The sequence below is a fragment of the Desulfatibacillum alkenivorans DSM 16219 genome (assembly GCF_900142135.1).
GTDB lineage: Bacteria > Desulfobacterota > Desulfobacteria > Desulfobacterales > Desulfatibacillaceae > Desulfatibacillum > Desulfatibacillum alkenivorans.
In genome coordinates this window covers 15128-38306 of the sequence record NZ_FQZU01000005.1, presented here as the reverse complement: position 1 = coordinate 38306, position 23179 = coordinate 15128, and the positions used below count along the sequence as shown (strand labels likewise).

The 23179-nt window shown below is 53.8% G+C and carries 19 protein-coding genes; 8 read left to right on the top strand and 11 right to left on the bottom strand.

The features are described 5' to 3' along the window. Positions 1–78: 78 nt before the first annotated feature. The gene (locus BUE18_RS06045) at positions 79–732 is read right to left on the bottom strand and encodes a TetR/AcrR family transcriptional regulator (protein ID WP_073473937.1); all 654 of its coding nucleotides are present in this window, start codon (positions 730–732) and stop codon (positions 79–81) included. A 626-nt stretch (positions 733–1358) separates the two neighbouring features. Here BUE18_RS06045 and BUE18_RS06040 point away from each other — a divergent pair. The 4 genes from BUE18_RS06040 to BUE18_RS06025 all read left to right on the top strand — a co-directional run bounded on the left by BUE18_RS06040 (position 1359) and on the right by BUE18_RS06025 (position 4879). Then, the gene (locus BUE18_RS06040) at positions 1359–2525 is read left to right on the top strand and encodes a TRAP transporter substrate-binding protein (protein ID WP_073473935.1); all 1167 of its coding nucleotides are present in this window, start codon (positions 1359–1361) and stop codon (positions 2523–2525) included. A 193-nt stretch (positions 2526–2718) separates the two neighbouring features. Then, the gene (locus BUE18_RS06035; RefSeq protein ID WP_139264629.1) at positions 2719–3642 is read left to right on the top strand and encodes a tetratricopeptide repeat protein; all 924 of its coding nucleotides are present in this window, start codon (positions 2719–2721) and stop codon (positions 3640–3642) included. Positions 3643–3687: 45 nt separating this feature from the next. Continuing rightward, positions 3688–3990, top strand: coding sequence for a hypothetical protein (locus BUE18_RS06030; RefSeq protein ID WP_073473931.1), 303 nt, complete (start codon positions 3688–3690; stop codon positions 3988–3990). Beyond that, positions 3926–4879, top strand: a complete 954-nt coding sequence (locus tag BUE18_RS06025) for an alpha/beta fold hydrolase (protein WP_083610810.1) — start codon at positions 3926–3928, stop codon at positions 4877–4879. The genes BUE18_RS06030 and BUE18_RS06025 overlap by 65 nt, the downstream gene beginning before the upstream one ends. Before the next feature lie 148 nt (positions 4880–5027). On the opposite strand, the gene BUE18_RS06020 is transcribed toward BUE18_RS06025, so the two are convergent. From BUE18_RS06020 to BUE18_RS05990, 7 genes are all read right to left on the bottom strand, one after another. Then, on the bottom strand, positions 5028–5801 hold the full coding sequence (locus BUE18_RS06020) for a hypothetical protein (RefSeq protein WP_073473928.1): 774 nt from the start codon (positions 5799–5801) through the stop codon (positions 5028–5030). Position 5802: 1 nt separating this feature from the next. Continuing rightward, positions 5803–6813 (bottom strand): transketolase family protein, encoded by a 1011-nt coding sequence (locus tag BUE18_RS06015; RefSeq protein ID WP_073473927.1) that lies wholly within the window; start codon positions 6811–6813, stop codon positions 5803–5805. A 71-nt stretch (positions 6814–6884) separates the two neighbouring features. Beyond that, the gene (locus tag BUE18_RS06010) at positions 6885–7727 is read right to left on the bottom strand and encodes a transketolase (protein WP_083610809.1); all 843 of its coding nucleotides are present in this window, start codon (positions 7725–7727) and stop codon (positions 6885–6887) included. Positions 7728–7741: 14 nt separating this feature from the next. Next, a complete protein-coding gene (locus tag BUE18_RS06005; RefSeq protein WP_073473926.1) occupies positions 7742–8983 on the bottom strand; it encodes an aminotransferase class III-fold pyridoxal phosphate-dependent enzyme in 1242 nt (413 codons plus the stop codon). A 100-nt stretch (positions 8984–9083) separates the two neighbouring features. Further along, a complete protein-coding gene (locus tag BUE18_RS06000; protein WP_073473924.1) occupies positions 9084–9848 on the bottom strand; it encodes a hypothetical protein in 765 nt (254 codons plus the stop codon). A 29-nt stretch (positions 9849–9877) separates the two neighbouring features. Further along, a complete protein-coding gene (ald, locus tag BUE18_RS05995; protein ID WP_073473922.1) occupies positions 9878–10999 on the bottom strand; it encodes an alanine dehydrogenase in 1122 nt (373 codons plus the stop codon). Continuing rightward, entirely contained in the window at positions 10996–11619 is a 624-nt protein-coding gene (locus BUE18_RS05990; RefSeq protein WP_073473920.1) for a TetR/AcrR family transcriptional regulator, read from the bottom strand. The genes ald and BUE18_RS05990 overlap by 4 nt, the downstream gene beginning before the upstream one ends. Positions 11620–11912: 293 nt before the next feature. Between BUE18_RS05990 and BUE18_RS05985 the strand changes: the two genes are divergently transcribed. The 3 genes from BUE18_RS05985 to BUE18_RS05975 are packed head-to-tail and all read left to right on the top strand — an operon-like array spanning position 11913 to position 17446. Beyond that, on the top strand, positions 11913–14561 hold the full coding sequence (locus BUE18_RS05985) for an ATP-binding protein (RefSeq protein ID WP_170868282.1): 2649 nt from the start codon (positions 11913–11915) through the stop codon (positions 14559–14561). A gap of 3 nt (positions 14562–14564) precedes the next feature. Continuing rightward, entirely contained in the window at positions 14565–14951 is a 387-nt protein-coding gene (locus BUE18_RS05980) for a response regulator (protein ID WP_073473916.1), read from the top strand. After that, positions 14948–17446: a response regulator gene (locus BUE18_RS05975; protein ID WP_073473914.1), complete on the top strand. Its 2499-nt coding sequence runs from the start codon at positions 14948–14950 to the stop codon at positions 17444–17446. The genes BUE18_RS05980 and BUE18_RS05975 overlap by 4 nt, the downstream gene beginning before the upstream one ends. A gap of 77 nt (positions 17447–17523) precedes the next feature. On the opposite strand, the gene BUE18_RS05970 is transcribed toward BUE18_RS05975, so the two are convergent. After that, entirely contained in the window at positions 17524–18762 is a 1239-nt protein-coding gene (locus BUE18_RS05970; RefSeq protein WP_139264628.1) for an NADH:flavin oxidoreductase/NADH oxidase family protein, read from the bottom strand. Positions 18763–19270: 508 nt separating this feature from the next. On the opposite strand from BUE18_RS05970, the gene BUE18_RS05965 reads away from it, so the two are divergent. Continuing rightward, the gene (locus BUE18_RS05965; RefSeq protein ID WP_073473912.1) at positions 19271–20329 is read left to right on the top strand and encodes a DUF6515 family protein; all 1059 of its coding nucleotides are present in this window, start codon (positions 19271–19273) and stop codon (positions 20327–20329) included. A 22-nt stretch (positions 20330–20351) separates the two neighbouring features. Here the strand turns inward: BUE18_RS05965 and BUE18_RS05960 are convergent, their stop codons facing one another. Then, on the bottom strand, positions 20352–21095 hold the full coding sequence (locus BUE18_RS05960; RefSeq protein ID WP_073473910.1) for a lysophospholipid acyltransferase family protein: 744 nt from the start codon (positions 21093–21095) through the stop codon (positions 20352–20354). Between the two features lie 298 nt (positions 21096–21393). Next, a complete protein-coding gene (locus BUE18_RS05955) occupies positions 21394–23076 on the bottom strand; it encodes a methyl-accepting chemotaxis protein (RefSeq protein WP_073473908.1) in 1683 nt (560 codons plus the stop codon). Positions 23077–23179 lie beyond the last annotated feature (103 nt).

Sequence of the window (23179 nt, the reverse complement as noted above, 5' to 3'; positions counted from 1 at the left end):
CGCTGCCGGGCTAAACGTCAAATCACTAGCTACAACATGCTCTTATTAAAAACCGATTACGGCCACGAAAAAATTTGATTATTTTCGCACGGCCTTGAGTACGATTTTAATCACATCCGCCGCCACTCCCCCCTCCAGACTCTGCCCTACCAAATTAAATAGGGATCCGTCCAGCTTTTGAAACAAGCCAGCAAATTCCTGGCTTTCCGTCCAAGCGGCTTCTACATTTTTGTGGATTGAAAGGGAGCACATAATCATCAGATAGAGGACAATTCCATCCACTCGTTCAAAAATCCCCATTCCCTCCCCTTCATGAAGAATTGCGACTAGTAATCCGTAAATCTGGACCAGGTCGCTCACCACCATTTCGGGCAATCCCCGCCCATTTGCCGACACCGCCGACATCATAACGGCGGGCAAGGGAGGATGCTTCTGCACGGTTTCTGCAATGCCCAAAATGTAGGATTTCAGCTTTTCTTCAGGGCTTTGGTCCGGCTGGAGCCGTTCGTTAATCCGGGACAGCGCGTCCTGAATGACTTCGTGCAGCACCAGTCCGTACAGGGACTCTTTGTCCCCCACGTGGTAGTAAATGCTTGCCTTGTTTACGCCTGCGGTTTTGGCGATTTCGTCCACGCTGGCGCCGGCGAATCCCCCTTGGGCGAACGCCTGGGTGGCGCCTTCAATTATTCGTCGGACCGTTTCGCTCTGTCCTTTAGAGGTGTTGCCTCGCATATAAAGACTCCTATGTAAAAAAATCGTAAAACTGAAATGCAGGGTGAAAACAGCGTTCAATTATGTCGGAAAAGGATTTGCAAAGGCCGAGGGGCCGTTTTGAAGCGGATTTGGTTGTAAAGGCGACTTTTAACTAACCGTTTGGTTAAACTAAATGGTTAGTATATTGAATGGGTACGGGTGTCAAGATTTTTTTTTGATGTGATATTTCGTGGTTGAATGCTCCATGGCGCCCAAAAAATAGTTATTTGCAGGCAAAGGCAAGCCTCGCTATCGCCTGCCCTGAGGGGTTGCCGAACCTGGTATTCCTTTCATTTGGCGGATATTGGCCCTTTGCAATATCTCCAAAATTTCAAAGGGAATTTGAATCCTCTGAAAAAAAATATTTGACCCGGCCGCTAAAAAATGCGAATTGTATTTTAGACTGACGCGTCAGTTCATATTTGTGCAGGGCGCCAGACGAACCAAGGGGGAGTTTGTTCTGCTCCCGTACTTTATATTCAAGCCCCGTCCCAATGACGCATGCAATCGATATTCAGGGGCGTCTTATGGAAAAAGCGCCTAACCCCACGGAGTATTTGCCCACTCAATAATACACCATCCCCCAGCACTTTGGAGGACATCCCATGAGATCAGGCGCCGTTACCCTTATATTGGTTCTGGCTTGCGTCCTGTCAGGTCCCGGCCGCGCCAACGGGGAACAATTCAGTTGGAAAACAGCCACTCTGGCTCCTGACGGCATTGGATGGGCCAAACACATGAAGGACATTATCTTCCCCGAAATGGAAAAATCCACCAAGGGAGATTTGAAGGTCAAAGTGTATTGGGGCGGTGTGATGGGGGACGAAGAGGATTACCTTGCCAAGATGCGCATAGGCCAGTTGCAGGGAGCGGGATTGTCCGCCCAGGGAGCGGTCATGGCCTGTCCGGACCTGGCAGTTATGGAATTGCCTTTTTTGTTCCGGAATTATTACGAGGTGGATTATTTAAGGGTCAAGATGGACCGGACCTTTATCAATATCATGGAAGAGAAAGGACTTTTTCTTATTGGCTGGATTGACCAGGATTTTGACCAGATTTACTCCACGGACAAGCCAATACGAACCGTGGAGGATTTTAAAGGGTCCCGTTTTGTCACATGGTATGGTCCCATGGAAGAAATAATGCTGAAGCGCCTGGACGCCGACGTGATCCCTGTTAATGTTCCGGAACTGGCAACCACCATACGCCAAGGCATTGCCGACTACTCCATCGGGCCTGCGGTTTGGGTGGTTGGGGCGCAGCTGTATTCCAAGGTCAAATATGTTAATCCTGTAAAAATCAGGTATTCTCCGGCAATAATCATCCTTACACAGGAAGCCTGGAGCCAGTTGCCCGAGGAGTACAGCCGGGAATTCTACCAAAAGCGGCTGGAGTTGGGCTGGAAATACTGCAATCTGGTGCGCAAGGATAACAAAAAGTTTCTCGAGGCCATGGTTTCTTACGGAGTGGAAGAAATTAAGATGGACCCGGAAGCCCTGAAAGCCCTGGAGGACAAAACCAAGCAAATTTACACTACGGTGGAAGGGAAGTTGTTTTCCGACGATATTCTGGAAGAAACCATGGGGCATTTGAATGACTACAGGGCGGGAAAACGGCTGAACCTGGAAGACCTGAAAGGCATGGCGAGCATGAATGACGATGTCCCGCTGAGTCCTGAGTTTTTGCAGCACATGAAAACCACCCTTACAAAAAGCCTTAAGGAGTTCAATGCCGGAGAAAACAAGTTGGTAGACCTTTCGGACGGCAATTAGGCGCCGCAAGATACAAGGGACTGATAATTGGATCTCAAACGATTCACGCATTTTACCGGACAAAATCCCGAACTCGCAACGCATTTCTCCCTGCAAAGACTTGTTGCCGTATTTGCTCACCCATACAAAATGGCATCCTATGTTGAAAATCGCATAACTCCCTAAACGGTAATCCATAAGCCTCTTATGGGTTTTGAATAAACCAAAGGACAAATCCATCCGCCTAACGGCGAGGGTTTTAGTCCCATTTGACGCCTTTTGGCCATGGAACCCGGACGGATATGCGAGTTACGACGCATTCGGCATCAAGGTGGATGAAGAGATTTCCATCCCGGAGTTCAACCTGACTCGTGTCATGGCGGGTTATCATGACGACGGGGACGGATGGGACTGGGACATCAACATGAGCGGAGACGGCGGAGTGATCGCCGGAGCGGACGGCTATCCCCTCACTTTCAAGGGGCTTCGCATAGAAGCAGCGGTTGATGATGCGTACTCGGCCCACCCCAATGTTTTGTTCATCCGGTTTGGAACGGATGACGCTTCAGGAAGGCTGCGAACCGCGGAGTCAGGCTTGCTCACCTTCGGGGGCTCCATACAAACCCTTAGCCTGGACGGTCGTATTAACAGCATCCTCGGCGCAACAGCCTACCTGGAAAAGCTGGATTCGAAAGCCAGACGCGCCTTTCATACCGGGGATTTTAATACGGCAAGGAGCCTTTGCATTCAGTTTTTGCAAAAAACCGAACAAAACTACGGGGCCTTCCATCCAAATACCGTGGCGGCGCTGAATAATCTGGCGCTGGGAATGCACGCGCAGGGGAAATCTTCCCAGGCCATTGCATTATTGGAGCAAGCGCTGCGGATGAATAAAACCATCCTGAACAATGAAGATCCACGGTTGGCGGTTTCCTACGCCAATCTGGCATTTGCCGACGAAAAAAAAGGAGATGCGGTAAAAGCCGCCCTGCTGTACAAACAGGCCTTGGCCGTCGCAGAAAATTCCATGCCCCCGGATCACCCTTATCAACAATTCATAAAAGAGAGGCTGGCCCGCCTGGCGTCCGCCCCCTCGTCCGCCCATGACGAAGCGGATTACAAGGTGAAGGACGTATAGCTCTTTAGACGAATGGGCCGGGGGGCGCAGGGAGTTTGTCCCGGCATGGCAGGTTTGCCTGTTTATCTTGACCTTGCCCATGTCATGATTCTTTCCGTCAAAAACAACCTTGGCAGCCCGGAAAATCCGTTCATTCAAATTCAGGCGGTGGATTTGGAAAATTCAGGGGGATTGACAAATATCGCCCATGGCGCCAAAAAGATATTAAAAAAACTGCGGACAAAAATTTCCATCACAACGCATTTAACGCTGTATCAATTACGTTTGATTTTATGGGGGGGCCATGAAATTTTTCAGATTAATACTTGTCTTCGCTTTATTGTTCTCCATGTCCGGATGCTCGTTTAAATACAATCCTGCGGATTACAACGCTTCAACAATACAAAATGAAATTGAAACCGCCGGGATAGGCAAATCCAGCTTTATTGAAATCGATAATTTAAACATGCATTTCATTGAATCAGGAGAGGGGGATCCGATTATCCTGATACACGGATGGCTCTGCTGGGGCGCCTTCTGGAAAAAAGTCACTCCCTCCCTGTCAGAAAACTTCCATGTCTATGCCTTGGACCTGATAGGACATGGACTGTCCGACAAGCCCGTGGATGACAACTTCAGTTACTCCACCGAGGCCCAAGCAAGACGGGTGGTTGAATTCATGAAAAAAAAGGCCATCACCAATGCGGTGATAGTGGGACACTCCATGGGAGGAGAAATTGCTGCAAAGACGGCCATCATGGCCCCGGACAGAGTCAACGCGGCGGTGCTTATCTGCGCAGCCGGAATGAAGGACAACCCCCAAAGCCTCCCTTCTTTCATCCGTATAGCGCGGGCCATGCATCTGGAACCTATTATAGCGCTATTTTTTTCGGAACCGGCCATTAGGCAATTCACCCAGGAACTTATGTTCTACGGCGAAAACGCCATGCCCGAAGAGTTTGTCAAGGACGTCGTATTGGCCAACCTGACGGGAAAAAACGCCAAGAAAGCCGTGTATAAAGTCACCGTAGAAGGCCTGTTCAAGGATTTCCTGAATGAACGATGCGCTGAAATGAAAACAAAAACTCTGGTCATTTCCGCAACCGATGATCTCATCGTTCCCCCGGCCATGGGAAGGGAGTATAACAGCCTCCTTCCTGATTCAACCTATATGGAATTTGACAAGGCCGGCCACATGCTTCCCTGGGAAAGGCCCAAGGACGTCTCAAGGGCGATCCTCGCTTTTTGCGGGCGATAAAGTTGATTGATCAGGCGGATTCCGGGGCCTCCGGCAAACTGAGTTAGTAAAATCGAAAGCGCCGACGCAACCCAAAACCAAAAGGCCTGGAAGCGGGATAATCTCCCGAATCCAGGCCTTTGCCGTCTCATGTTGATCTGAAAAAACCTCAGGTGATCAGGTCCTGAATGCGCACCATGAAATCGCCGATGTTTCCGCCGTATTCGGGCGATCCCTCGATGGTCAAAAATCCCTTTTTGACCGCGTCCACCATGCCGATGTCGTTCATGACAATGGGAAAGGCCCCGTCCACGCCGTTGAACTTCATGTGCACAAAGGGACGGCGGCGCTTGTAAACGCCCCTGCCCGCCTTGGTTTTTCCGGCCTTGACGCGCAAATACGCGGCGATGTCGTCGTCCACGGTAATCTGATAAATCCGCTCGGGCTGCATCTTGGTCCACTTGACCATTTCCGGATCTCCGCCCTTGTTGTACTGGCTGAGGGCCGTGGTGATCATGTAGAAGGTCAGCTTGACCTTAAGGCGCTTTTTCTCCGGGTCCGTGGGCCGGGCGTCGGGCATGAGGATCTTCAAGGACATGAGCAAAGACAACACCTTGATCAGCAGGCCGATCTTCCAGAATCCCTTGATCATGGGAATGGCCGGCTTGCCCGAGAGCATGGCCAGCATGCGCTCCACGGTGCGGAACGAAAAGGTAATGTCCGGGCTGGGGTCCACGCCCTGCTCCACCTTGAACTCGCCTTTGTCAAAGCACAGGCAGGCGCCCACGTCTCCGGCCGGGTCCTTGGCGACGAACTGAACCTTTGCCGTGACGTTGGCGAACTTCTTTTTCAAGGCCGGGTCTTCGTTCAGAATGACCTTCATGACGGGGAACACGGCTCTCAAATATATTCTTGCTGCAAGCAATTCTCTATCTGTAGCCATATTACACCTCGTCTTCCCAGTCGTCGTCCTCTTCAAAGTCCATCTGCATAACCTGACGAACCGTCTCGATAACGCCGTCTGCGTCCAGTTTGTAATGGGTGTACAGATCCTCGGGGTATCCCACCTCACAGTAGCAGTCCGGGATGCCCACCTTGGTGAACGCGCATCCCTTGCCGCTGGCGGCGATGACGTCGGCCACGGCGGAGCCCAGGCCGCCCATGACGTTGTGCTCTTCGAAAACGGCAAGGCGCCGGGTGTCCATGACCGCTTTGAGGATGGCCTCTTCGTCTATGGGCTTGATGGTGTGGATGTTCAACACCCGCACGCTCAGACCGTCGTTTTCCTTCAAAAACTTGGCGGCTTCCATGGCCTGAAGCACGGTCACCCCGCAGCAGATAAGGGTGATGTCCGTGCCTTCCATCAACGTTACCGCCTTGCCGATTTGAAAGCCATATTCTTCGTCGTCGTAAAACTTGGGCTCGAACCCGCGGCCGATGCGGATGTATACCGGGCCGGGCCAGTCGATGCAGGCTTTGACCGCGTTGGCGCATTCGATGCCGTCGGCGGGCACGATCACGGTCATGTTGGCGAAAGACCGCATGATGGATAAATCCTCGGTGCAATGGTGGGTGGAGCCCGCCTGCCCAAAGGAGGCGCCGCCGTGGGTGGCGATGATCTTGCAATCCAGGTTCTGATAGCAGATGTCCGTGCGCACCTGCTCGCAAGCCCGCATGGACACGAACGTGGCCATGGTGGATACAAAGGGCGTAAGGCCCGACTTGGCAAGCCCTGCTGCCACGCCAAAGAGGTTTTGCTCGGCGATGCCTACGTTGAAGAATCTTTCCGGGAACTTCTGGCCGAACTTGCCGATCTTGGTGGAGTTGGCAAGGTCTGCAGAAAGCCCTACGATTTCCGGATGCTGATCGCCCAGGTCGCACAGCACCTGCCCGTAAATCTCGGCCTGGGTCATGGAATCCGCGTCATATACCGTCCAGGTTAAACCTTCACTCATGGTTCTCTCCTGTAATCCTTTTTATTTAAGGTCCGGGACTGATTCGCCCGGATTGGATGAATGCTTGTGAATCAGGCCTTGCCGTAGAGCTTGTCCACGGACGCCTTGGCCTGGGCCCGAAGGTCCGTATCCAAACCGCCGTAATGCCACTTGACCTCGTTTTCCATGAAGTCCACGCCCTTGCCCTTGGCGGTGTTGGCGATGATGACCACCGGCCCGGATTTTTCCGCCTTGGCAAAGTCAATGGCTTCGCTAAGCTGGTTGAAGTCATGCCCGTCCACTTCCTTGACGATGAAGCCGAAGGCCTTCCATTTGTCGGCGAAGGGCTCCAGGCCCATGACGTCCTCGGTCTCCCCGTCGATCATCAGCCTGTTGCGGTCCACAAAGGTGATGAGATTGTTCAATTTAAAGTGGCTGGCGGACATGGCGGCTTCCCAGACCGAGCCTTCGTTGCATTCTCCGTCGCCCAGGACGCAATAGGTGTACCAGTCCTTTTTCTGCAAGCGCGCGCCCAGGGCCAGGCCCACGGCGATGGACAGACCGTGGCCCAAAGAGCCGGTGGACACGTCCACGCCCTTGACCTTGAGGCAGTCCAGGTGCATGCCGAAAGGAGACTTGAACTTGTTGAAGGTCTGCAAATCGTCGAAATTAAAATAGCCTTTGCGGGCCAGCACCGGGGCGTAAGCCACGCCGGCATGGCCCTTGCTCATGATGAAGCGGTCCCGGTCTTCCCATTGGGGATTTTTCGGGTCCACATTGAGGTATTTAAAATACAGAATCACCAGGATGTCGGCAACGGACAGGCCGCCGCCGATGTGCGCCCCTCCTGACCACCCCGTGATGTCGATGATGTCCTGGCGGGCCTGCCAGGCATGCTGCTCCAGATCTTTGATCTCATTGGTAGAAAGCGCCACGCGAATTCCCTCCCCTATTCCTTGTTTTTCTTGATGGCCTCAAAGGCGTCGTCAGCTATTTCCAGGGTCCTTTCCTGGTCCTCCTGAGTATGCGCAGTGGATACGAACCAGTTATGATGGGACGAAAAAAACGCTCCGCGCTTGGTGCATTCCGCGCACCAATCCTGATGCAGCATGAGCGTGGGATCGTCCGTGATCCTCAAATACGGCATGGCGGGATGGCCCGTGACTTTCAGGTCGTAGCCGTGGTTGGCGGCAACCTCTATCAGGCCTTTTTTCAGGTTCTCGCCGAAATCGGTCATCATCTTGACCGCGTCCATGGCTTCCATTTCGTTGATGGTTTTCAGGGCCGCGGCCATGGGTGCGCCGGAAAACCAGTAGCTGCCTGTATAAAACACCTTGGCGGCGTCGTTTTTCAGGGCTTCGGTCCCCACCAGGGCGGATATGGGATACCCGTTGCCGATGGCCTTACAAAAGCAAACCAAGTCTGGCTTAAACCCGAAATACTCGTGAGATCCCCGGATGTCCAGCCGGAACCCGCACCGGATGTCGTCCACGATCAACACGATGCCCTTGGCGTTGCACAGGGCCTGGACCTTGTCCCAGTAACCCGGCAGGGGCATTTCGTTATCCACAAAAGTCGGGTGATGGTACGGGGTAGCCATGAAGCCCGCAACGTCGCCGGGATTTTCGTCCACCACCTTTTTGAAGGCTTCAAAGTCGTTCCAGCGTATGCGGATGGTATGTTGGCCGTCTTCCTCCATGACGCCATGGTGGCCGTAGGTCTGGGTCCAGGGCGCCACGCCGTGGTATCCGCCTTTGATCAGCACGATTTTTTTGCGGCCCGTGGCTTTTCGGGCGATCATGGTTGCATAGGTGGTGACGTCGTTGCCGTTTTTGGCGAAAAAAGCCCAATCGGCCATGGAAACCACGTCCGTCAATTTTTCGGCCAGTTCAACCATGACGGGCCCGGGCGAGGTGACGCAGTTGGCTTGGGCGTACTGCCTGGCCGCCGCATCGTCCACGGGCTTGTAGTTGTACCCCAACACCATGGGGCCGTAAGCGCACATGTAATCGATGAATTCGTTGCCGTCCACGTCCCAGAACTTGGAGCCTTCGGCTCTGGACGCATAAAAGGGATAGGCGTCCGCCGGGATAAGCGGGGCGGGGCTTAAATGGCCGTAAATGCCGCAAGGGATGACCTTGGCGGCCCGCTGAAAAAGTTCCTGGCTTTTCGGATAAGTGTAAGTTTTCATTCCCCCTGCCTCCTTGTATTCAACGGGTTTGGAAACCCGTCCGGATTTTTTTGCAGCCTGAGCATGCTCAAAGCCGGATTCCGCTGCGCCTTAAATGCGCTTAGGCGTCCAGATAGTGCGGAATGCGGTCCAATATCAGGTCCATTGCGTCCATCATGGGCGTCTGGCCTTTGATGATCACTTCCCCGCCGGCAATGGCGCTGAAGGCGTCCAGCTTTTGATTAAGCAGCTTGTTGGCCGTATCCATGTCTTTCAAAAGCATGCAGGCCATGGGAGAGGCGGTTTCGCCTTTTTGAAAGCCGGCCTTGCCGTTTTTAAAGTTCAGGGTAATGGCCGGTCCGTCGGGCAGCACCTTCATGAGCAGGGAGCCGTCCATCATGCCCTTGGACACATGGCTGGCCACCGGATCGTTGACGGCCAGCTCCACCACCGCCCTTCCGGCGGTGTGCATGGTCATGAGGGTGTTCAGGGAGACGAAATCCGGGTTGGAAAGGGATTCTTCCGAAGGTTTGAGGTAATACTCCATGCGGTCGGTGAGTTTGGAAAACTCTTTGGACAAAAAGCCCAGCTTGGTGAAGCCCTTCAAGGGAATGGGCTGGGCTTTGCCGTCGAACATTTTGTTCAAATGTCCGGGAGTCGCAAAAAAGAGTTTGACCGTGGGGCTGAAGTGCTTGCCCCGCCCCACGGTGCATTCTCCGTTTTTAAACTCCGCAAAAGCAGCCGGGCCCCCCAGCGCGCTGAATTGAATGCAAATGTCCCAGTCTTTGATCAACAAGGCCATTTCCTGATCATGCCGCACCAACTCCTCCAAATTGGGAAGCACGGCGTACAGGTTCAGATTGGCCAGAACAAGGTTGCGGCTCATGATTAATCCCCCCTCTGTTGCAATTTATGTCAGTTGGCTTGAAACAACTCGCTCACGGGCGTGTACTCCATGTCAAAGGCTTCGGCCACGCCCTTGTAAGTAATCTTTCCGCTGACGACGTTGGCGCCCAGGCGAATTTCCGGATTTTCGCGCACGGCGGCCTCCCAACCCATGGAAGCGATTTCCAGGGCGTAAGGCAGGGTGGCGTTGGTCAGGGCCAGGGTGGAAGTCTTGGCGACCCCGCCCGGCATATTAGCCACGCAGTAATGAACCACGCCTTCTTCGATGTATGTGGGATCGCCGTGGGTGGTCGGCCTGGAGGTTTCAAAGCAACCTCCCTGGTCAATGGCCACGTCCACCATAACCGCGCCGGGCTTCATAGTGGCGAGCATGTCCCGGGTCACCAGACTGGGCGCCTTGGCGCCGGGAATGAGCACGGCGCCCACAACAACGTCGGCGGCCTGAATGCGATCCCGGATCGTCGCCGGGCTGGACATGAGCAAGAAGCAGTTTTTAGGCATGACGTCGCTCAAATAGCGCAGACGGTCCAGGTTGGTGTCCAGCAAAACCACCCGGGCGCCCAGGCCGCAAGCCATCTTGGCGGCGTTGGTTCCCACCACCCCGCCTCCCAGAATCAGCACATTCCCGGGATCGACGCCCGGCACGCCGCCAAGCAGAATGCCCTGGCCGCCCTTGGACATTTCCAAGAACTTGGCGCCCTGTTGGATAGCCATGCGCCCGGCCACCTCGCTCATGGGGGTGAGCAAAGGCAGGGAGCCGTCGGCTTTTTGAATGGTTTCGTAAGCGATGCACACGGAGCCGGACTTGATCATAGCCTCGGTAAGAACCTGGTCCGCTGCCAGATGCAAGTACGTGAACATAATCTGTCCGGGACGCATGAGACCGTATTCCGACTTTTGCGGCTCCTTAACATGCATGACCATCTCGGACTTGCTGAAAATCTCCTGGGGCGTATCCACGATTTCCGCGCCGGCTTCCACGTACATCTCGTCCGTAAAGCCCGAGGCGGCGCCTGCCGATTTTTCCACCAGAATCGTATGACCGTGCTGAGTCATGACCTCTGCGCCTGCGGGGGTCATGGATACACGGTTTTCCTCTACCTTGATTTCCTTCAATATACCGACGATCATACCGCCCTCCGCAATCCTTCCCGGCCCTGGCCGAGTAAAAAGGTTTTGATTATTCGTTTGGCAAGCAAAAGGGACCTTTCCAGAGATACGTCTTCAGGGGACATGTGCCACTGGAGCTCTATGCCTTCGTGCACTGCAATAATAAGGGTGGCAATATCCTGAGTCTCCTGAGGGGTCAGTCCGCTTTGGATGGCCAGGTCAGAAAAATATTCAAGAATGGTCTTCCGGAAGCGCCGGAACAACTTGGCGAGACTCTGGCGCACCCGGGGATTGTTTTTGGCTTCCGCGCAGCAGTCGTAAAAAAAACTGGTGGCCTCTTCGTTGATCATGGATGTGGAAAAGAGAAATTCAGCGGCCTTGTCCAACCGCTCCTTAACGTCATCGTACCGAGCCATTTCCTCCAAAAAAACGTGAAAAAAACGGTCGGTGTAAAACTCCACCATTTCTTCAATCATTTCGTCCCGATCTTTGAAGTAATGATGAAGGGCGCTGGGCTGGACCCCGGCTTCCTTGGCGATGGCGCGCATGGAGGTTTTGGCAAGGCCCAGGGAAGCCACGCAGCGATAAAAGGCTTGAATAATTTGATTTCGTCTTGTTTGCGCCAGGCTAATTCTTCCCATGGGCGGCCTCCGTAAAATAGATCGGGCGTCTGACCAATCTATATGCACCCGGGCCCGGTCCTGTCAAGAAAATTCCCTCGCAAAAAACGCGGCTTCATTTTTTTTTGCCAAAAAAGCCTTGGTGCGGTATGCTTGAATATAGTTTAACTATCCGTTTTCAGTGTGTTCATTTGTCTGTTAGAGCCCTTTTTCGCAGGCAAGGAGTTTTCGAACAGGCTTTAATAGTGTGTGAAAAAATGGCGTTTTCCGCTCCCCAAAAGGACGACGGGCCTATCATAAAGATTGCGTCTAACATGAATACCCCTCGAACCATCAGGCTGCCTACATTATTAACCCTTTACCTGGGCCTTTCTATGGGCCTGTTGAGTGTGGGCCTGTTAATCTGGAGTTACCACACGTCCCACGTGGCCCTGGAACAGCAGATGCTTTCCACGTTCAAGCAGCGGCATGTAATAGTCCGGGACGGACTGCATGCCAGCATGCGGGAGGTAGCGCTTCACCTGGATGCAATGGGCGGAGACCGGGCCTTTCAGCAAGCGCTCCAGGAGCGGGACGAGAATACTTTGCTGGCCCTTATCGAAGCCTTTCCTCACAACAACTCGGAAAGCGCATTGGATCTTCTGTTCGTATTGAAGGAGGACGGATCCATTATCCTGAACGCCACGTCGCCCCTCTTTGGCTTGGAAGACCTCCCCGGCGGGTTGAAGGATCTTTCGACGCCGGCGCAAAATGCAAGCGTTTTGAAAGCGTTTCATGTCCAGGGGAAAGATCTATTGGCGTGCGTGGGTTCGGTGAAAATTAAAGATAAAAAGACCGGCAGGGTTCTGGGCGCCCTCATCGGCGGCCCTGTCCTTAATGACAATTTCGGCTTTGTGGAAATGATACGAGACAAAGCCCAGGTGATGGACGTGGTTTTACTCCACAAAGGCGAGGTGGTCGCCTTTTCCTGCCAGGTGGACTCCGGAGTAACCCAGACCTTATCAAATATGGGAAGGACTTCCGACCCGTTGGAGTTGCACGTGGCTGACGGCATTGTGGCATCTTACCAGGAGCTTAGGGTACAGGATTCAGACCGCCCTCTGAAGGTCTGCCTTTCGGATGATGGGATCATCTGGGACCGCCTGGCCCAGGCGTTTTTGGGAAAACTGGCGGTCATGGTCATTGCCTGCGCGTTGGTGATACTGCTGAATATGTTTGTTTTCCGGCGGATTATCTCCAAACCCGTCAACGCTATGATGGAGTATTTCCACGCCATCTCTTCCGGCCGGGAGGACCCGGAGTTTCGGGAGGGCGGAATTGAAGAGTTTAATGTCATCGGCCAGGCAGCAGGGGACATGGTGAAGAGCTTACGCATCGCGGACAAAAACCTTGTGGAGTCTGAACGTAAGTTCCATGCATTGTTTGATAATTCCTTTCAATTCATGGGCCTTCTGGACCGCGAAGGCCGGCTATTGGAAACCAACCAGGCGTCTCTGGATGCAGTGGGATGCGGGTTGGAGGACGTCCAGGGAATATTTTTTTGGGAAACGCCCTGGTGGCGGCATGACGCCGAAGAAGCGCAGCGAATCAAGGAATGCGTGTTAAAGGCGGGCGAAGGGGTATTTTCACGAATTGATGTTACTAGCTTGAACTCATTAGATGAATTACGTTACATTGATTTTTCCATCAAACCGATCTTTTCAAAAGATGGTCAGGTGTCCGTGCTCATCCCTGAAGGGAGGGATATCACGGAAATTCGCGACGCCCAGCAGACCATGAGGAACCTCAGGCTCCTGTTGCAAAACATTCTGGATTCCATGCCCTCCATTGTCGTCGGTTTGGATGCATACAAAAAGATTACGCACTGGAATCGCCAAGCGGAGAACCATTCAGGGATAAGCGCGGAAAAAGCCAGAGGAAGAAGCCTTGGCGAAACGCTGCCCGAATTTCCCCTGCTCTCCGACAGCGTAAACAGCGCCCTGGAGACGAGAAAAATCGTGAAAAACGAGCGGGTTGTCGTACTGACGGAAAGCAAGGCCCGTTATTTTGATTGCACGGTTTTTCCCTTAACGGCCAGTGAAACATACGGCGCCGTGGTTAGGCTTGACGAAGTCACCGACCGGGTGAATCTGGAGCAATCCATGGTCAACACCGAAAAAATGGCTTCCCTGGGAGGACTTGCCGCCGGCATGGCTCACGAAATAAACAACCCGCTGGCGGGCATGATTCAGAACGCCCAGGTCATATCCAACAGGCTCTCGACCAAACTGCCGCAAAATCACGCCGCGGCCCAAGAGTGCGGGACCAGCATGGAAGCCATTCAGCAGTACATGGATAAACGGGGCGTGCTGCGGATGTTCGCCTCCCTGATGAAGTCGGGAGGCCAGGCAGCGCGCATCATAGACAATATTTTGATGTTCGCGCGGGACAAAGCCTCGATTTATAAGCCCCACGACCTGAACGATCTAATGGACAGGTCCATAAAGCTTGCGGCCGCTGATTTTAGGGTGAAAACGCATATTGACTTGAAAAAAATCAAGATTATCCGGGATTTCTCAGAAGGCTGTCCACCGGTCCCGTGCGATCCGGGGGGAATGCAGCTGGTTTTCTTGAATTTAATAAAAAATGCGGCCCAGGCCATAGCCGACAGCCCAACCGCGCGCAAGAACGGAGTCATCCGCTTAAAGCAGGCCAAAGAAGCGGACATGGCGCTCATAGAAATTGAGGACAATGGGATTGGGATGACCAAAGATTTGCAAAAAAGGGTTTTTGAGCCTTTTTTTACAACCAGACCAACGGGAAGGGGAACGGGGCTCGGGTTGTCGGTTTCATATTTTGTGGTAACGCAAGACCATGGCGGAGATCTGACCCTGGCGTCCCAGCCGGGAAAAGGAACCGTCATTACCATATGTTTGCCTCTTGTCGGCAAATCTGCCTTACCCATTGAAGACGCAGGGGGGTGATGCATGGCATTGGAATGGACTGTTTTAATCGTGGATGACGAAGGCCCAATAAGATCCAGTCTGTCGGATTTTTTGGAGGACGACGGGTTTATAACCATCCAGGCGGAAAGCGCCGAAGAAGGCCTGAGCATTGTAAAAAACAACCCGGAAATAAACGCCGCCGTGGTGGACATCAGACTGCCCGGGGAAGACGGCAACGCGTTTATCCTGCAAGCTCACGCCATTCGGCCTGACATGAAGTTTATCATATACACCGGATCAACGGATTACAGCCTGCCCGCATCAGTCAGGAAAGCAGGGGTGGATCCCGCGCAGGTGCTGCACAAGCCTTTGCAGGACATCGCCACGCTGACCACGGCTATACGCCGGGCATTGGGGGAAACAGATTGAATACAATAATCTCTGACGAGCCAATAAAAATCTTAACCATAGATGATGAAGAAGCTATACGCCAGAGTTTTGCAGCCTTCCTTGAAGACTTTGGGTATGAGGTTCTCAGTGCGCCCAACGGAAGAGTCGGGCTGGAAATCTTCAAGGAGGAAAAACCGCATCTAATTCTTGTTGACTTAAGAATGCCCGAGGTGGACGGCTTGGAAGTCCTGTCCTCCGTAACCCGGGCGTCGCCGGAAACTCCCATTATTGTGGTCTCCGGCACCGGCGTAATAGCCGACGCCGTGGAGGCTCTGCACCTTGGCGCCTGGGACTATATTTTAAAACCCATTAAAAATCTCAGCATCCTGCTCCACTCCATAGAAAAAGCCCTGGAGCGGGCGCGGCTGATTAAGGAAAACCGGGAATACCAGGAGCACCTGGAATTTCTGGTGGACAGCCGCTCAAAAAAAATCCTGGAATACAGCAATCGTCTTAAACACATTGCCGACAGAACCCGCCAGTTCACCATCAAGCAAAGCATCGGAGACCTGGCCCCCACTATCTTAAAAACCCTGTCGGAAAACATTGGAGTTGCGGGAGGCTCCTTGTTCTTGCGCAACGGACAAGGGCTTGAGTTGATCTACGCCCTGGACCCCGGGCACCAAAAACGGGTCATCCCCCTGCCGCCTCCGCCCCGCTCCGTCACCGCCCATTTGTTTGAACAAAAGGAAGCGTTCATCGTTCCGGACATCCATTCGGACAACCGCTTCGCCTCTTCCGGGTGGAGCGGTTACAAAAACGGATCATTGATGGCCCTGCCCCTTCAGGATTCGGAGGGGGAAATCCAGGGCGTGGTCACCCTGCACAACAAGCTCAAGCCCCCTTTTACGGAACAGGATTTGGAATTGGGGGATATCATCGCCTCCCACAGCATGGAGGCCATCCGCAACATCAATTCCAACATGATGCTTCGGGAAAGCGAAAAGCGATTCCGGGAAGTTGTGGAGCTTTCCCCTTACCCCATCGCCATTGTCGGACCGGATAGAAAGCACACGCTGCTTAACGCCAAGTTCACGGAGCTTTTCGGGTATACCATGGAGGAAGTTCCCACCATGGATGCCTGGAGGGAGAAGGCCTACCCGGACCCGGAACTCAGGGCGGCCGTGGAAAGACACTGGCAAATGACTATTAACGGAGTTCCTGTTCCTGAAGACGACCCCATCCTGCAGGACCGCAAGGTGATCTGTAAAGACGGAACCGCCAGAACCGTGGAAAGCAAAATCATCCCCATCGGTGAAAGCAATCTGATCGTGATGAATGACATCACGGACCGAAAACGCGCGGAAAACGACCGCAACAAGTTGGAGATCCAACTCAGGCAGGCCCAGAAGATGGAGGCCATCGGCACTCTGGCCGGGGGCATCGCCCATGACTTCAACAATATTCTGTCGCCCATCATCGGCTATACCGAAATGGCCATGGTGGAAGCTGTGGAAAACAGCACCATGGAGCGAAACCTCAACGAGGTCATGAAGGCGGCTGAACGCGCCAAGGAACTGGTCTTTCAGATTTTGACCTTCAGCCGCCAGACGGAAATAGAAAAGAAGCCGGTCCAGGCCCAGTTAGTCATTCGGGAGGCCTTGAAGCTTCTCAGGTCATCCATTCCCGCCTCCATTCAATTTGAAAAGAAAATCAATAAAGAATGCGGCCCCGTCCTGGCGGACCCGACTCAAATCCATCAACTGCTCATGAACTTGTGCACCAACGCCTACCACGCCATGGGCGAGTCGGGGGGCGTGCTGACCGTGGAATTTGACGAAGCCGCTGTTTTAAGCGACGGCAATCCCGCCACAATCAACCTCAAGCCGGGGAAATATGTGCGTCTGACCATCTCAGACACCGGGCACGGCATGACCCAGGCTGTGCAGGAAAAGATTTTCGACCCCTACTTTACGACCAAGGCCCAGGGAAAAGGCACCGGCCTGGGGCTTGCCGTGGTTCACGGAATCGTTAAAAGCATGGAGGGGGACATCCAGGTGGACAGCAAGCCGGGACGAGGCACCTCGTTTATCATCTATCTGCCTCAGGTTGAATCCATTGTGCAAAACGCGGCGCCCCGCACAAACGCCTCGTTGCCCCGCGGCGATGAAAGGATCTTGTTCGTGGATGACGAAGGCCCGGTAGCCCTGATGGGCAAGCAAATGCTTGAAAGGCTGGGTTACCATGTCACCGTGGAGACTTCCAGCATCGCAGCCCTGGAGATTTTCAAGGCTCAGCCCGATAATTTCGACCTTGTGGTCACCGATATGAGCATGCCGCTCATGACAGGCGACGTCTTCGCCCGTAAAATATTGGAAACCCGGCCCAACATGCCCATTGTCCTGTGCACGGGCTTCTCGGAAGTCGTTACCCAGGAGAACGCCCAAGCCATGGGAATTTCCGAATACATCATGAAGCCCATGGTCATGAGCGAAATCGCCAACACGGTTCGCAAGGTGCTGGACGGTTTGTAAAAAGTCGCCGGAGGGTTGACAAATTCATAAATAAAGCGGAAAGCCCCACGGCTTTCCGCTTTTTTTATCGATGCCCTTTAGGCCCGGCGCTTTTTAAAGGCGTTTCGGCCTAACTGCCCGGCCATATGCAAAATGGTCAGCCAGGGGTTGTAATCAGGATCGGGCGCCTTGCCTTTGCCCATGAGCGCCAACTGGCTTTCGTACCAGGTAAGGTCCAGCATGGCCATGCGATTGACGGCTTTAACGCCCGTGTCCGGCCGTTTCAATTCCACGCCGAAGCCGGGGTCGGCCATGAGCTTGTTGGGCATGTCCGGGTACAGGGCCAAAGGCCTGGCTAGGCCGATCATATCGGTATGGCCCTCTTTCAGGGCGCCGTTCATGGCCGGGGCGGACCGGAACCCGCCGGTTACGCCAAGGGGCAGGTTTACGGTTTCCCGCACCTTTTGGGCGTAATCCAAAAAGTAGGCCTCCCTGGCGATGGTGCTGGCCCTGGCCGCGCCCATCATGGCCGGGCGTTCGTAGGTTCCGCCGGAAATCTCCACCATGTCGATGCCTTCCTTCTCAAGCACCCGGACCACGTTCATGGATTCTTCCTCGGAAAACCCGTCCTTTTGAAAATCCGCGGAGTTCAGCTTGATGCCCACCGGGAAATCCTGCCCCACCCTGGCCCGGATGGCCCGGTACACCTCCACCACAAAGCGCAGGCGGTTTTCCGGGGATCCGCCCCAGTCGTCCGTGCGCTGGTTGTGCCGGGGGGACAAAAACTGGCTGACAAGGTAGCCGTGGGCGCCGTGAATCTGCACCCCGGTGAATCCCGCTTCCTTGGCCAAAGCCGCGGACACGGCGAATCGCTCAATAATGTCCCGGATCTCTCCCAAGGTAAGCGCCCGGGGAGGATTGAACGATTTTTCCAGCCCGTATCCCAAGGGAATGGCCGAAGGCGCCACAGGCCGGGCGGACAAAAACTTGGGAATCTGCTTGCCCGGATGGTTAAGCTGCATCCAAAGCTGGGTCCCGTTAAGGGTTCCGGCCCGGGCCCATTCCTTGAAAGCCTCCATGTCCCGGTCGTCCTCCAAAGCCACATTAAAAGGCTCGCCCAAGGCCCGCCGGTCGATCATAACGTTGCCGGTGATCAAAAGACCGGTCCCTCCCCTGGCCCAGGTTTCGTATAACACGGGCAAAGCCTTGGTGGGAGCGTTGGAGGCGTCGCCCAACTGCTCGCTCATGGCGCTTTTGTATAGCCTGTTTTTAACGGCCGCCTTGCCCCCTAAATCCATGGGAGAGGAAATATCGATATTATTTTTTGTGTTTTCCATAATGCGTCCTTTCGTTTGAATGCAAGGTTCTTTTCATAATCCAAAACCATAAGGACTAATGAACAAATATAATCCTTAATAGCGGAATGACAAATTTTCAAAATCGGAGAGGTGGATTGTGCAAAAAATGACGGCTTGGAATTTTTTTTGTATACCCTCCTCCTCCGAAACGACCATACTACCAAAACAAGGGATCTTCCGGACGCCGGCGGGTCGGTAAACTCACGCGGCGTCTATGGGTGAAACCCGAATTTGGAATTGAATCAGGAGCTATTTATGGGCAGTAGATCCAAAAGGCAAAAAAGCAGTCCAAAAAGAAAACTAACCGTGCTTCCTCTCCATTTGTTCCGTCATCCAATAAAACCAAAATTCATGTAGACAAATTTTTCCGCCCCTTCGTCAGTATAGTCAAAGTCTTTGTTTAAAGGGCATGCGCGTGGAACCGGAATGTATAAAGCGCTTGAACATGCAAACGGCTTGTCCCAAGAAAAAAGACGGGAGAGACATTATGACTGACATAAAGAAAAAAAACGGAAAAAAAGTGGGCCTGGTATTCTCCATCCTGGCCTTTGGATTGATTTTTCTGGCGGGCCGGAATGCTTGGGCGGGCTCCGGCTCTTTCATCTACCAAACCGTAAAAGAGCAAAGCGCCAGGCAGGGAAAAGGCTCCGGCGGAGGACGCGGCGGCGGAAGGCCGCCCCGGGCTCAGGCGGTTCAAAAGCCGAATCACAATCGCCCGGGCGGCGGAAGCCAGCACGTCGCCAACAATCGCCCCAGAGGCGGCGGCCAACATGTCGCCAACAACCGTCCCGGCAGCGGACATTCCGCTCCCCACAGGCCTCATGTCAACAGGCCCCAGGCGCATAAGCCCCGTCCGGGCGTAAATCATCATTACGCAAACAATCATCATAACCGGCCGCCCCGGGTGCACCATAAGCCCAAGCCCCAATATCACAGGCCCAAGCCCCTGGTGCATCACAAGCCGGTAACCCATCGTCCTGCGCCCCGATATTACGGAAAGCCGAGGCACAGGCATTATCCGGTGCACCATTCCCGGCATCCAAGGCATTACAGGACCATGCCCCGGGGATACTTTAGCATCTCCTTTGGCGGGATCCCCTATTTTTACTACAGCGGCGTGTTTTACCAACGGGGCTCCAGCGGATTTTTCCTGGTGGGCGCGCCCATCGGGGCCGTTGTGCACTCCCTGCCCGTGGGCTATACCAGAGTGGTTTACAGCAACACGTACTACTACTGCTATGACGACGTGTATTACCGCAAGGTTCCCTCAGGATACCAGGTGGTGGACTCGCCGATAACGCCCGTCGCCGTTGCAGCGCCGGCTTTTGACCGGGGGGACTGGGTGCAGGTCACCGCCCCCAATCTGAACGTGCGGACCGGCCCGGGCTACGACTTCCCCATCAAGGAAGTGGCGCCCCAATACTGCCAGTTGGAAGTCATGGGCGGATCCACCGGCGGCTGGGTGTATGTGAGGATTTCGGGGGAAAATTTCGGTTGGGTGTCCACCGCCTACGTGGAATTGGTAAACACGCAGCCCTTAGGCTAAATTTTTGTTCCAGTTTTTCCCGTCAGGCGGCCTTTTCCTCCTCCACTTCCACGTGGGGGATGATGCGCCGCCTGACCATTTCCGCCAGCTCCCCGTCTTCCATATCCTTGAACTCCTCATAGGGAATTTCATCCAGGACCGTAACGAATATTTCGTGAGAGCCGTGAAAATTCATGCTGTTTTTAGGCAGGGCGTGGGTGGTGCCGCGCACGGCGATGGGCAGGATGGGCAGCTTCATCTTTTTGGCCAGGACAAAGGCCCCCGGCTTGAAGGTCTTGACCTTGCCCGTGGCCGAGCGGGTTCCCTCCGGAAAGAAAAACACCGAACTTCCCTCGGAAAGTCTTTGTTCGCAGGCCTCCATCATTTGCCGGATGCTTTCCCGGTCCCCGCGTATGAGCTTGACGTACCGGTTTAGAACCATGTTCCAGCCAATCAAAGGCACTTTAAAAATTTCGGCCTTGGACACCCACTTGAAGTGGAAAAACAGGCCGAAGCAAACCAGGATGTCCAGTTGGGACTGATGGTTGGAGGTCACCACATAGGTTTTTTTGGGGTTGATTTTTTCCTTGCCCAAAAAATGGACTTTCCACGCCGGCATGACCAGGACGTACAAATAGGCCCAGGCGCACGTGTACAGATGGAGGATGACCAGCCTTTTATCAAAGAGAACGGTCAGGAGCCACAGCAAGAGAGCCCCGCAGAAGAAAAAAATGGAGGTTACAGCGATAAAGATCAAAAGTGCTATTGAAATTAACCTGTTAAACATTGATCCTCCTTGGTCGCCGGTAAAGGGTCATGGGTTCCATCCGCCGGAAAAACGGAACGCAAGGAACGGCCCAATTTATGTATCGAACGGACTAACAAACGGCTCATTTTTAAACGAAATATTAAAAATTCGTTCGCATATTTTTTTGCATATCACTAACCGCATTGACAGGCAAGGCGCGGCGCGTCATCAGAACGGCGAGGGCCGGGATTGGAGGCTCCCCGGGAATAACAAAACGGGCGAGCCGAAGCTCGCCCGATGTATTTTTAAATCAAAAAAAATCTTTAATTAAGGATGGTTAGACCTTGATGGCGGCCAGCATGCCTTTCAGAGCTTCGGCCAAAGAGACAAGCTCCTTGATGCGGTCCTCCATGGCATGAGCCCCCTTGGTATTGGACTCCATGGCGTCCTGAATGCCGGACAGGGCGTCCGTAACCTGCTCCACGCCCTGAAGCTCCTGGCGGCTGGTTGCGGCGATTTTCCGGGAGGAGCCCACGGCGGCGTCGATGTTTTGGGCCAGCTTGTTGATGGCCTGGAGGGTGCGATTGTTCAGGCTATCCCCTTCCTGAGCCGAAAGGGAGCATTTTTCCGCCGCTTTAATGGCCCTGTCAGCTGCGACCTGGATTTCCTTTAAGATAGACCGCACCTGCCGCGTGGCGCCCTTGGATTGCTCGGACAGGGTTTTGACTTCGGCCGCAACCACCTGAAAGCCCTTGCCGAACTCTCCGGCCTTGGCCGCCTCAATGGAGGCGTTGACCGACAGCAGCTCGGATTGATGGGCCACCTCGTCCACCATGTCGATGATTTCGGAAATGCGTACGGCCTGGGCGCTGAGATTGGCCACGCTCTCGCCTACTTCCACCACCTGTTTGGTTATGACGTCCACTCCGTCCCCCATGGCGTTGGTGGCGCTTTTTCCCTCTTCATAGGCCTGGGCCGTGGATTCGGCGGAGGCGACCACCTGATCGGCGTTCTCGGAAGAGGATTGCACGGCCTGCCTCAGTTCGGTGGAGGTAACGTTAATCTGGGTCACGGAGGCGGACGTCTCGGACGCGGTGGAGGAGAACTGGGTCGCCATGGTGGAAAGCTCCCGGGACGAATCCGTCAGGGAGTCGGCGCCTTCCCTCACCCGAATGACCACCCGCGCCAAAGCGTCGCAAATCGCATTGACGGCGTCCGCCATTTGCCGTGTTTCGTCTTTGGTCTTTAACTCCAACCGCCTGTCCATGCCTCCGCGGGAAACCCGGTCCGAAAAGGCCACGATTTTCATCATGGGATTGACGATGGAGCGTCCTATGGCGTAAGCTATACTTACACCCATCAAAGAAAAGAGGATAAAGGATATGATGAAGATCCTTTTTGTCAGGGAAGTCGCCCATTTTGCCAGCCCTGCCAAACCGGCGCCGAAATTTTCCTTGGCGATGTTAAGCTCGTCAATGGTCTTTCTGATTTCGCCGGTAAGCTCCATGCGGATGTCATAGTCATCGGTGTAATAATACTGCCAGGCCAGATCAATAATCTCTTCATCCAAATCCGAGGACCTTTGAGCCCACTTGACCATTTCCTGCACACTCCTGTTTCCCTTTAAATATCGAAACAGGTCCATGAGTTCACGGGCCTCATCCGGGTCCACCGTGCTTGTCAATCCGACAACGCTGCTAACCAGGTCGTCTTCCGTCCCCTCGTCGAACGCTTGCTCGGCTTTTGCGCAAACCAGGGAGACCGCCATACAGCTTTTCCTTAACCGTACAAATTCCTTGTAATCTTCCTCGCCGCCTAAATTGAGATAGCGCTCCAACTTTACAAAGGATTCGTAGTGCATAACCGTGTGATCGTGCAGCCCCTTTTCCAAAGCCACCACCCGTTCCATCACGGAAAGGGACGCCATGCCCATGAGCATAACGGACGCACTGGCCAGGACGCCGATGGCGTACAGGACAAACATTTTTTTATTGATGGAATCCGTGAGGGAAAAACGCATTAAAAAGACGCTCCTGTGCCGCTGACAAAAATTAGCCAGATCGAATAGATGCTCAGCCTATTCCGAACCGCAAACCACTTGAAAAACCCGTTGCAATAAAGGC